The sequence below is a fragment of the Gordonia sp. 852002-50816_SCH5313054-c genome (assembly GCF_001665925.1).
GTDB lineage: Bacteria > Actinomycetota > Actinomycetes > Mycobacteriales > Mycobacteriaceae > Gordonia > Gordonia jacobaea.
Window position 1 is genome coordinate 1 of sequence record NZ_LZTE01000022.1, and the last position, 11288, is coordinate 11288.

At 66.8% G+C, this 11288-nt stretch carries 11 protein-coding genes; all 11 read right to left on the minus strand.

Annotated features, from left to right (window positions below):
- Positions 1-279: 279 nt before the first annotated feature.
- Positions 280-2397: a prolipoprotein diacylglyceryl transferase gene (gene lgt / locus A5788_RS01730; protein ID WP_064870115.1), complete on the minus strand. Its 2118-nt coding sequence runs from the start codon at positions 2395-2397 to the stop codon at positions 280-282.
- 73 nt (positions 2398-2470) lie between these two features.
- The gene (gene trpA, locus A5788_RS01735) at positions 2471-3295 is read right to left on the minus strand and encodes a tryptophan synthase subunit alpha (protein ID WP_049698189.1); all 825 of its coding nucleotides are present in this window, start codon (positions 3293-3295) and stop codon (positions 2471-2473) included.
- Complete coding sequence (gene trpB, locus A5788_RS01740; RefSeq protein ID WP_049698190.1) at positions 3292-4635, minus strand: tryptophan synthase subunit beta; 1344 nt, start codon at positions 4633-4635, stop codon at positions 3292-3294. Before trpB ends, trpA begins: the two co-directional genes overlap by 4 nt.
- Before the next feature lie 64 nt (positions 4636-4699).
- Positions 4700-5518, minus strand: coding sequence for an indole-3-glycerol phosphate synthase TrpC (trpC, locus tag A5788_RS01745; RefSeq protein ID WP_049698191.1), 819 nt, complete (start codon positions 5516-5518; stop codon positions 4700-4702).
- A gap of 79 nt (positions 5519-5597) precedes the next feature.
- Positions 5598-6509, minus strand: coding sequence for a TIGR02234 family membrane protein (locus A5788_RS01750; RefSeq protein ID WP_053117393.1), 912 nt, complete (start codon positions 6507-6509; stop codon positions 5598-5600).
- Positions 6506-8146 (minus strand): anthranilate synthase component I, encoded by a 1641-nt coding sequence (locus A5788_RS01755; RefSeq protein WP_049698192.1) that lies wholly within the window; start codon positions 8144-8146, stop codon positions 6506-6508. Before A5788_RS01755 ends, A5788_RS01750 begins: the two co-directional genes overlap by 4 nt.
- Positions 8143-8322, minus strand: a complete 180-nt coding sequence (locus A5788_RS01760; RefSeq protein ID WP_005179191.1) for a tautomerase family protein — start codon at positions 8320-8322, stop codon at positions 8143-8145. The genes A5788_RS01755 and A5788_RS01760 overlap by 4 nt, the downstream gene beginning before the upstream one ends.
- Before the next feature lie 124 nt (positions 8323-8446).
- Positions 8447-8845 carry a phosphoribosyl-AMP cyclohydrolase gene (hisI, locus tag A5788_RS01765; protein WP_049698193.1) on the minus strand — a complete coding sequence of 133 codons (399 nt, stop codon included), beginning with the start codon at positions 8843-8845 and terminating at the stop codon, positions 8447-8449.
- Between the two features lie 4 nt (positions 8846-8849).
- Positions 8850-9650: an imidazole glycerol phosphate synthase subunit HisF gene (gene hisF, locus A5788_RS01770; protein WP_049698194.1), complete on the minus strand. Its 801-nt coding sequence runs from the start codon at positions 9648-9650 to the stop codon at positions 8850-8852.
- A complete protein-coding gene (locus A5788_RS01775; protein WP_049698195.1) occupies positions 9647-10513 on the minus strand; it encodes an inositol monophosphatase family protein in 867 nt (288 codons plus the stop codon). Before A5788_RS01775 ends, hisF begins: the two co-directional genes overlap by 4 nt.
- Positions 10510-11253, minus strand: a complete 744-nt coding sequence (priA, locus tag A5788_RS01780; protein WP_049698196.1) for a bifunctional 1-(5-phosphoribosyl)-5-((5-phosphoribosylamino)methylideneamino)imidazole-4-carboxamide isomerase/phosphoribosylanthranilate isomerase PriA — start codon at positions 11251-11253, stop codon at positions 10510-10512. The genes A5788_RS01775 and priA overlap by 4 nt, the downstream gene beginning before the upstream one ends.
- Between the last annotated feature and the right edge of the window lie 35 nt (positions 11254-11288).

Consider the following 11288-nt stretch of genomic DNA (forward strand, 5'->3'; position numbering starts at 1 on the left):
GAGATCTACACTTATGCGATCGTCGGCAGCGTCAGATGTGTATAAGAGACAGGCGTCGAGCCGCGTGCGCGGCGGGGCGTGGGGCTGGGCGCGGCGTCGAGCCGTCGGGTGGCGGCGCAGAAACTAGGGGAAAGAATCCTTCCCCTACTCCCAGACCTCTCCCCCGAAAACTTCGCGGGGACACGCAAGAAGGCCGCGGAAAGAACCCTTCCCCTACTTCCCGCAGCCCACACGAGGCCGACGACCCGGTCCCCGGGGCAGGCGCCCGAGTGAGTCGAGCTACTGCGAGTCCTTTGGCTTCCACGGCTTGGCGTCGGCCGACTCGCCGGTGCCCGGGATGATCTTGGCGTCGATCTCTTCGTACTCGTCGACGACGGCGTCGGGACCGCCCGCGTTCGTCATCTGGCCGTCGGCGAGAACCTCTTCGGCTTCGTCCACGCCTTCTGCCGTCGCGGCGCCGTCGTCATCGGCAGCGTCCTCGGCATCTTCGGCGATGCCCTCGGCGACCTCTTCGGCGTCGATGTCGGCGGTGTCGCCCGGAGTCGTGTCGGACTCGGAATCGGACTCCCCGAGAATCTCCGACTCGGGGGTCACGCCCTCTGGTCGAGCCGGATCGTGTTCGGGGTTCCACGGTGTGGCGTCAGCAGATTCGGCAGTGCCCGGGATGATCTTGGACACGATCTCCTCGTTCTCGTCGAGAACCGGGTCGGGTCCACCCGCGTCGATCTCCTGCCCGTCGGCGAGTTCGGCTTCATCTTCGTCGACGCCCGATGGGCTGGTGTCGCCCTCGTCGTCGGCCTTGTCCTCGATGTCTTCGGACAGCCCCTCCGCAATCTCGTCGGCTGCCACGCTGCTGTCTTCTGCGCTGCTCATCGGAACCCCTTCGTCGGTCGGATCATCCGCCGCGTCGGACCCGGCAGATTCGGAACCATCGGACTCTGTGTCACCGGAATCGGTTACACCAGCCTCGGCTCCACCGGCCTCCGTTGCATCGGACTCGGCTACATCTGGCTCGGTGGTGGCGGACTCGTCTCCATCTTCCACGGCTTCGTCGCCGGCGGGGGCGTCCTCATCAGGATCCGTATCCGAGTCGGGTTCAACGTCCGAGTCAGCGGCCTCGCCCGAGTGGGCCTCGGTCCCAGTCTCGGTCTCGTCGGCGTCGGGCGCGACGTCAGCCTCGTCGACGTCGGTGTCCGACGCCTCGTCGTCCGATGCCTCTTCGTCCGGCGCCCCTTCGTCCGGCGCCTCTTCGTCCGCGCCGACAGCAGCGGCACCGCCGACGGCAACCGCCGCACCAGCAGCGGCCGCGACCGGGATCGTCTTCGACGACGAGTCATCGGACTCCTCGTCACGATCCGCTTCGGCGGCCGCGGCCTTTTCCCGCTCCGTCTTGTCTTCCTCCACCTTTTCGTCCTCGACCGCGTCGCCGTCGGCTTCCTCATCGTCGAAGAAGTGCTCGCCGTCGTCGTCCTCGTCGTCGATGTCGTCGTCGAAGTAGGCGCCGGTGTGGCCGAGCTCCTCGAGTTCGGCGGCCCGTTCGGGCCAGTAGACCTCGAGGCCCTGCTCCCGGCCGCGGGGCGCGACGATGAAGTAGATCGCGCCGCAGACGATGCCGAGGGCCGCGGTGAACACGTTGATGCGGACGCCTGCGATGTGGGTGAAGGCGGGATCGGAACGCATGAGTTCGACGGCAAACCGCCCGATGCAGTACCCGACGACGTAGAGCGCGAAGAGACGGCCATGGCCGATGCGGAAGTAGCGGTCGACGAGCACCAGGATCACGACGATCAGGAGATTCCACAAGAGCTCGTACAGGAACGTCGGGTGGACGACCGCGACGACCTGGCCGTTCGACACTCCCGTGATCAGGCCGGGGTCGGCCTGTCCCGATGCGTCGACGCGCTCGTAGATCTCCAGGCCCCACGGGACGTCGGTCGGTCGGCCGTAGAGTTCCTGGTTGAAGTAGTTGCCGAGGCGACCGATGGCCTGGGCGAGCAGGATCGCAGGCGCGATGGCGTCGGCGAACGGCGGCAGTTTGATGCCCATGCGCCTGGTGCCGATCCACGCACCGAGGCCGCCGAACAACACGGCACCCCAGATGCCGAGACCGCCGTCCCAGACCTTGAATGCGTCGATCGGGGTCTTGCCGCCGTCACCGAAGTAGATCTGCCAGTCGGTGAGCACGTGGTAGATGCGACCACCGATCAGGCCGAACGGAACCGCCCAGATCGCAACGTCGAGAACCTCGCCCGAACGCCCACCACGGGCAATCCACCGACGGTTTCCCCACCACACGGCGACGATGATGCCGACGATGATGCACAACGCGTAGGCCCGGAGCGGAAACGAGCCGATGTACCACACGCCCTGCGGCGGGCTGGGGATGTAGGCGAGCATCGTCGTCGTCGGCGCTGTCACGCTGCCACCCTAACGGACGCTGCGGACCCCACGGCCGAAGCCACCGAGGCGGTCAGAGGTCTGCTCGCGGTTCGTGCACGCCCGCAGCCAGTTCCGTGACGAGGTCGGCCAGGTGGTCTTGGCCTGCCTTGGCCGCTGTGACCAGTGCCGAGCCAACGATCACTCCATCGGCGTAGCTCGCGATTTGCGACGCCTGCTCACGATTTCGAACACCGAGTCCGACGCCGAGCGGGATGTCGGAGTACTCGCGGACGCGTGCACACAGCTCTGGCGCGGCGTCGGACACCGCGTCGCGCGCTCCCGTGACACCCATCGTCGACGCGACGTAGACGAACCCGCGCGATGCGTCGACGGTCAGCGCGATGCGTTCGGTCGTCGACGACGGTGCGACGAGGTAGATGCGGTCGAGGTCGAACTCGTCGGACGCCGCGTGCCAGGCAGCACCCTCTTCTGGGATCAGGTTGGGCGTGATCATGCCCGCACCGCCCGCAGCCGCCAGGTCACGCGCGAACTTGTCGACGCCGTACTGCAGCACGGGATTCCAGTAGCTCATGACGACGGCATTCCCGCCCGCGGCGGTGATCGCTTCGACGGCACGGAATACGTCGCGGACTCGCACCCCGTTGGTCAGCGCGAGGTCGGCGGCCTCCTGGATCGTCGGTCCGTCCATGACCGGATCCGAGTACGGCACGCCGACTTCGATGATGTCGCAGCCCGCACGGACCATCGTCTCGAACGACTCGATGGACTTCTCGACGGTCGGGTAGCCGACAGGGAGATACCCGATGAGCGCGGCACGTCCCTCGGCGCGACACTTCTCGAAGACCGGGCTCAACTTCGACGGTCCCGCGTGCACGGGTGCCTTCGGCTGTGTCATTGCACGTCCCCCGTGGTGCTTGTTGCGGCCGCCGTACCGGTCGTCACGCCGACCTCGTTCTCCGATGGTGGCGGGTCGAAGAGGTGGAACCAGCGCGCAGCGGTGTCGACGTCCTTGTCGCCGCGACCGGAGAGGCTGACCAGAACGATCGCGCCCTCCCCCAGTTCCTTACCGAGCTCCAGAGCTCCGGCGAGTGCGTGAGCCGATTCGATGGCGGGGATGATGCCCTCGCGACGGCTGAGCAGAGCGAGCGCCTCCATCGCCTCGGTGTCGGTGATGGGACGGTACTCGGCGCGGCCGGTGTCTTTGAGCTGTGCGTGCTCGGGCCCGACCCCCGGGTAGTCCAGTCCCGCTGAGATCGAGTGCGACTCGATGGTCTGGCCGTCCTCGTCCTGCAGCAGGTACGAGTAGGCACCCTGGAATGCGCCGGGTGTGCCTCCGGTGAACGTCGCGGCATGTCGACCGGTCTCGACGCCGTCGCCCGCGGCCTCGAAGCCGACGAGGCGCACCTCGGAGTCGTCGAGGAAGGGATGGAAGATTCCGATGGCGTTGGACCCGCCACCGACACAGGCGGTGACGGCGTCGGGTAGGCGCCCCGCCTGGTCGAGGATCTGCGCGCGTGCTTCGAGTCCGACGATGCGCTGCAGGTCGCGCACCATCATCGGGAACGGATGCGGACCGGCCGCGGTACCGAAGCAGTAGTACGTGTTGTGCGCGTTGGTCACCCAGTCGCGCAGCGCCTCGTTGATCGCGTCCTTCAGGGTCGCAGAACCGTTGTCGACCGCGACGACCTCCGCGCCGAGCAGTCGCATCCGTGCGACGTTGAGTGCCTGCCGGTCGGTGTCGACGCGGCCCATGTAGACGATGCACTCCATACCGAACAGTGCGCAGCCGGTCGCGGTGGCCACACCATGCTGACCGGCACCGGTCTCGGCGATGATGCGGGTTTTACCCATGCGCTTGGCGAGCAACAACTGCCCGAGCACGTTGTTGATCTTGTGCGAACCGGTGTGGTTGAGGTCTTCGCGCTTCAGGAAAATCCGTGCGCCACCGGCGAATTCGCTCAGGCGCGTGGCTTCGTAGAGCGGCGAGGGACGTCCGACGTAGTCGCGCTGCAGCCGATCGAGCTCACCGAGAAACTCGTCATCTGTGCGCATCTTCTCGTAGGCAGCGGTCACGTCGTCGATGACCGCCATGAGCGCCTCGGGAACGTGACGCCCGCCGTACACGCCGAAGTGTCCGCCCGCGTCGGGTTCCGACGACGTACGGGTGCTGACTCCGACACTCGCAGTGGGGAACTCGGCGCGAAGTTGATCGTCGGATCGGGATTCGGTGGTCACGGAACTCTCACAGACATCTCGTCGTCCGTGACACGGCAAGTCGACGCTAAATCGAAAGCGAGTGTCAGCGAACGGGTTTCGGACAGGAAGGATGGGTACCGGCGGTCACGAGTTCGGAGACCGCAGTACGCGGGTCGCCGCTGGTGACCAGGCCTTCACCGACGAGGACCGCGTCGGCACCCGCACCAGCGAATGCCAGTAGATCTGCGGTACCGCGCACACCCGATTCGGCGACCCGGATGGTCTCGGTTGGCAGACCCGGAGCGATACGCGCGAACGTATTGCGGTCGACCTCAAGGGTTTTCAGGTTGCGGTTGTTGACACCGATGACCGACGCACCCGCTTCCAGAGCGCGGCTGGCCTCGTCTTCGGTGTGCACCTCGACGAGCGCGGTCATGCCGAGACTCTCGGTGCGGTCGAGCAGCGAGGCGAGCACATTCTGTTCGAGTGCCGCGACGATCAGCAGGATGACGTCGGCGCCGTGGGCGCGAGCCTCGTGGATCTGGTACGGGCCGACGATGAAGTCCTTGCGCAACACGGGGATGTCGACGCGGGCGCGCACGGCGTCCAGATCGGCGAGCGACCCACGGAACCGACGCTCCTCGGTGAGGACGCTGATGATGCGCGCACCACCCGCTTCGTACGCGGCGGCGAGGTCGGCTGGATCAGGGATGTCGGCGAGCTCACCCTTAGAAGGACTCGCTCGCTTCACCTCTGCGATGACACCGATTCCGGTCTTGCGCAACGCAGCCATCGCATCGCGAGGAGCCGGCGCGGCAACGGACGCCTTTTTGACGGCCGCGTAGTCGACGATCGCCTCGCGCGCGGCGACATCGGCTTTCACTCCCTCGAGAATTGAATCGAGGACGGTGGGCGTGCTCACGACAGCTGGCTCCCTTTCTGTTCGTGCTCTCAGGGTAGACGGCCGCCTTCGAAGCGCCGGGAGCGGGTTGTGTTTTTCGTCATCGTTGATCAGTCGGATCGATCCCGGTGTCGAGAGCGTCCCAGAGCATGCGCTCGTTGGGCGCGTCGTGCTCAGCATCTCGCTCGCTCGTCGACTCGGCAGACTCCGCCGAATCGTCTGCCGCAGCGCTCTTCTCCGCCGCCGGTGACCCCGCCGACGAGACGGCGCCGGCGGTCCGGGAGTCGCCATCGGTCTGGCCGCTCTTGCCGGTCTGGACACTCTTGTCCGTCTGACCACTCTTGTCGGCCTGTGCCGATTCGGATGCCTGGCGCCGCTTGTGTTCAGCGAAGATCTCACGCTCGATGTCTTCGCGTCGCGCGGCGGGCGTCTTGTACTTCGACGACATGCCCGCGCCGGATGCGACACGCATGAGCAGCACCCCGGCGGCGACGGCGCACAGCGACCCGATGAGGACAACGGCGGCCACCCAGTTGTTGGTGGTCACCAACTGCACGACGTATCGATCGCTGAGACCCGCGGCGGTGGCGGCGTACAAGTCGTTGGTTCCGCCCATGATGAGGGAGATCGCCGGGAAGGCGGCGAGCACACCCGCTGCGGCAACCAGGAGCGCCAGGATGCGCAAACCCCACCCACGAAGCGACATCGCCGCCAGAATCGCCGCGAGCAACACCAGCGCGAGTGGCGTGAGCCACGGGCTCCAGTCGCTGCCCTTGACGTCGAAGGTCCGTGCCGGGGACAGCCCGTCGGCAGCGAGCACCGTTGCCCAGGTCAGGCGCGACGCAATCCAGAATGCGAGCGCCGCAGCGGCGAGCAGTATCGATCCGAGAAGCTTTGTTCGACGCTGCGCTCGCGCCACCTGCTTCTCATCGTCGGCGGCACTACCCGCCTCAGCGCCCTCGACATCAGGGCTTTCAGCGCCGGGATTTCGTTCAGGGTCGGGAACGGTCATCGGTCACTCTCCACGCCGTCACTCTCCACGCCGTCACTCTCCACGCCGACGCGACGCATCGTCGTGGCAGCCGCTATCGCGTTGAGTACAGCGGTGGCCTTGTTGCGTGCCTCGTTGTACTCGTAGTCGGATTCGCTGTCGGCCACCACGCCGCCGCCCGACTGCACGTAGGCGATGCCCGTGCGCATCAGTGCGGTGCGGATCGCGATGGCGGTGTCGGCGTTGCCTGCGAAATCGAGGTAGCCGACGATCCCGCCGTACAGGCCGCGTCGTGTCTTCTCGTTGGCTTCGATCAGTTCCATCGCGCGCACCTTGGGCGCACCGGTCAGCGTTCCCGCAGGAAAGCATGCGGTGACAGCGTCGAGCGCGTGCTTGTCGTCGCGCAGCGTGCCCGACACCGTCGACACGAGGTGCATCACGTGGCTGTACCGCTCGATGTGGCGATAGTCGCTGACCTTGACGGTGCCCGGGGCGCACACACGCCCGAGGTCGTTGCGACCGAGGTCGACGAGCATCAGGTGCTCGGCGTTCTCCTTCTCGTCCTCGGTGAGTTCCTTGCCGAGGAGTTGGTCTTCTTCTTCGGTGGCTCCGCGCCAGCGGGTCCCGGCGATCGGGTGCGTCGTGGCCACCCGGTCGGTCACGGTCACGAGCGCCTCGGGACTCGATCCGACGATCGTGAACGGGGTGCGAGGCGCGCCGCTGTCGTCGGTACCCACACCCGGCATGCGCAGCAGGTACATGTACGGACTCGGGTTGGAGGCCCGCAGAATGCGATAGACGTCGAGCGGATCGGCGTCGGTGTCGATCTCGAAGCGCATCGACGGCACCACCTGGAATGCCTCACCCGCCTCGATTTCGCGGACCAGGCCGGTGACGATCTCGCCGTACTCCTCGCGGGTGCGCTGCACGCGGAAGTCGGGTGCGGGCCTGTCGAAGCGCGACACGGTCGACGGTGCAGGTGCAGCCAACGCCTGCGTCATCGCGTCGAGTCGGGCGACGGCGTCGACGTATGCCTCCTCGGCGCGTTCGGCACTGCCGTCCCAATTCACCGCGTTCGCGATGAGGGTGATGCTCCCCTCGTGATGGTCTACGGCGGCAAGGTCTGTCGCCAACAACATCATCAGATCGGGAAGGCCGAGGTCGTCGACTGTCGTCTCGGGTAGACGCTCGAGCCTGCGCACCATGTCGTACGCCATGAATCCGACGAACCCGCCGGTCAGCGGCGGCATGCCGGGCAAGGGATCGGTGGCGAGCAGCCGCAGCGACTCGGCGAGCACTGTCAGCGGATCGCCGTCGACGGGAGCGCCTGCGGGAACAGTCCCCCACCAGGCGGCCTTGCCGTCGACAACGGTCAGCGCCGACGGTGCGCCGACGCCGATGAACGACCACCGTGACCACGACCGGCCGTTCTCCGCGGATTCGAGAAGGAACGTGCCCTCCCGCTCACCCGCCAATTTCCGATACGCCGACAACGGCGTCTCCGAATCGGCGAGCACCTTGCGCGTGACCGGCACGACGCGATGGTCGGAGGCGAGGTCGAGGAACTCCTCGAGCGTCGTCGTATCGGCATTCGTGGTCGACGTAGAACTGCTCCGTGAGCCGTCGGTCGCCGCTGCGAGTGTGTGTTCGCCGCTCATCCGAGCGGCTCGCCGCCGACGCCCCACTGTGAACGGGGCACCTCGGTGATCGTGACCCATACCGAATCCGGGTTCTTGCCGGTGGCCTTCGCGTACGCCTCGGTCACCGCCGCGATGGTCTCGCGTTTGACCCGGTCGGAGAGACCTGGGGTCTGCGAGATCTGGATCAGTGGCATGACTGCGTCACCGCCTTCCGTCGGCTGGTCCGCGTCGAGTCCTCGGCCGCAGCGTCGTGCGGCATTCGAGCTCGTGAAGTGCGGAGCTGTGGGGAGAGTGTCTCCCCGACGATTGTCCCAGGCATCAACTCGACGCCGCGCCCGCCCCGTCGGCGTGCTGATCGTCGCCCTGCTCGTCGTCGACGTCGAAGGGCAGCGACGGGGTGTCGAAACAGCTGTGGTTGCCGGTGTGGCAGGCGGCACCGACCTGGTCGACGATCAGCAGGATCGTGTCGCCGTCGCAGTCGAGACGAGCGTCGTGCACGTATTGGGTGTGCCCGCTGGTGTCGCCCTTGACCCAGTACTCCTGACGTGAGCGTGAGTAGTAGGTGGCGCGACGTGTCGCGAGTGTGCGCTCGAGTGCCGTGTCGTCCATCCACGCGACCATCAGGACCTGCCCGGTGGAGCGTTCTTGGGCGACCGCGGCGAAAAGCCCATCCGCGTTGCGCTTGAGCTGTGCGGTCAGTTCCGGCGCGAGTGCCATGCGATCAGACCTGCCCTTCTGTGTCGCGTTCGGTACGTACGACGATGCCTTCGGCTGCCATCGCACCCTTGACCTCTGGGATCGTGAGCTCGCCGAAGTGGAATACCGATGCGGCGAGCACTGCGTCGGCTCCCGCCAGCACCGCGGGCGCGAAGTCTGCGGCCTTGCCTGCTCCACCACTGGCGATCACCGGGACGTCGACCACCGCGCGGACCGCGGCGAGCATCCGCAGATCGAAACCCTGCTTGGTGCCATCGGCGTCCATCGAGTTCAACAGGATCTCGCCGACGCCGAGCTGCTGACCGCGCTGCGCCCATTCGACGGCGTCGATTCCGGTGCCCTTGCGTCCGCCGTGGGTGGTGACCTCCCACCCGGACGGCGTCGGCTCGGCGTCCTCTGGAACCGTTCGGGCATCGACCGAGAGCACGATGCACTGCGATCCGTACCGTCGGCTCATCTCGGCGAGCACCTCCGGCCGGGAGATTGCCGCGGTGTTGACGCTCACCTTGTCGGCGCCTGCGCGCAGCATCGCGTCCACGTCGTCGACTGTGCGGATGCCACCTCCGACGGTCAGCGGGATGAAGATGGCGTCGGCGGTGCGGTGCACCACGTCGATCATCGTGGCGCGTCCAGAACTCGACGCGGTGACGTCGAGGAAGGTCAACTCGTCTGCGCCCTCGGCGTCGTACCGGGCGGCCAATTCGACGGGGTCGCCTGCGTCGCGGAGGTTCTGGAAATTGACGCCCTTGACGACCCGACCGTCGTCCACATCGAGGCACGGGATCACGCGTGTTGCGAGGGTCATCGAGAAGTCCTGTCGTCTGTGCCGGGGCTGTCGGTGCTGGAGATGTCGCTGCCGGACCACCCGCCGACGTCGTCGATCACGGCCATCAACTCGTGGTGCACGTCGGGCATCGCGGTCACCAGCGACGGCGACGACGCGGTCCACGGGTTCCCCGCGAGGTCGGTCGCCACCCCACCGGCGGCACGCACCAGGGCGGCTCCGGCGGCGTTGTCCCAGGCGTGTGCACCGAAAGCTATTGCGGCACCGAAGATTCCGGCAGCTACGTACGCCATGTCGACGCCCGTGCTGCCCGTCATGCGCAGTCGGGCCGCTCGCACGCTCAGCGCTTCGAGCAGTTGAGCTCGTCGCACCCCGGGGTAGCGACCGCCGTGACTGACGTTGAACGGCCCGAACGCGACTGCTGTCTGGGCGAGCGTTGTCGGAGGGTGTGCGGCCATCGGAACGCCGTTGCGGTACAGCGGACCTCCCACGTAGCCGGCGTAGCGCGTTGCGGTCAGCGGCAGCCACGTGAGACCGAGTACCGCCTCACCGTCGACGAGCAGTCCGAGCAGGATGCCGGTGAGCGGCATGCCCGTCGAAAAGTTGTACGTCCCGTCGACCGGATCGAGAACCCATACAGCACCGTCGGTCACCGGTGGTCCACCGAATTCTTCGCCGTGCACGTCGATTCCGGTCCGGTCGGTGAGTTGCTGTCGAATGCGCTGTTCGAGGTCGAGATCGACCTGGGTAGCGAAGTCTGTCGCACCCTTCACGACGGCGCTCGGCGCGCCGAGCCCGGCGACGAACTCCCCGGAGACACCGTCGAGAATGCTGCCCGCAACCTCGAGGAGTGCGGGCAGATCCAGGCCGGAACCGGTTGTCACAGGTTACCGACCGCCGCCAAAGCGTCGGGCAGGGTGAATCGCCCCGCGTAGAGAGCCTTACCGACGATCGCACCCTCGACACCCTGGTCGGTGAGGCTCGCGATGGCGATGAGATCACCGAGAGCCGACACGCCACCCGATGCGACGACGGGCGCGTCGGTCGCCTTGGTGACCTCGGACAGCAGCTCGAGATTCGGCCCGCCGAGCGTGCCGTCCTTGCTGACGTCGGTGACGACATAACGGGCGCAGCCGTCGCCGTCGAGTCGGGCGAGGACCTCCCACAGGTCGCCGCCGTCGGTGACCCATCCCCGACCACGCAGTCGATACGAGTCACCGTCTGCGACGACGTCGAGTCCGACAGCGATGCGGTCGCCGTAGTTGGCGATCGCACGTCTGCACCACTCGGGGTTTTCGAGTGCGGCCGTACCGAGATTGACGCGGGTACAGCCCGTGGCGAGTGCGGCCTCGAGGGACTCGTCGTCGCGGATTCCGCCTGACAACTCGACCTTCACGTCGAGCTCGCCCACCACACCTGCGAGCAGTTCACGGTTGTTGCCCCGACCGAAAGCGGCGTCGAGGTCGACGAGGTGAATCCACTCGGCACCGTCGCGTTGCCATGCCAGCGCGGCGTCGCGGGGCGAGCCGTAGGCGGTTTCGGTGCCTGCCGCACCCCGGACGAGCCGAACGGCCTGTCCATCGGCAACATCGACAGCTGGTAGGAGTTCGAGGGTCTTCCCCATGACGTGAGGTCTTTCCTGTCTGTTGTTCTCGTACG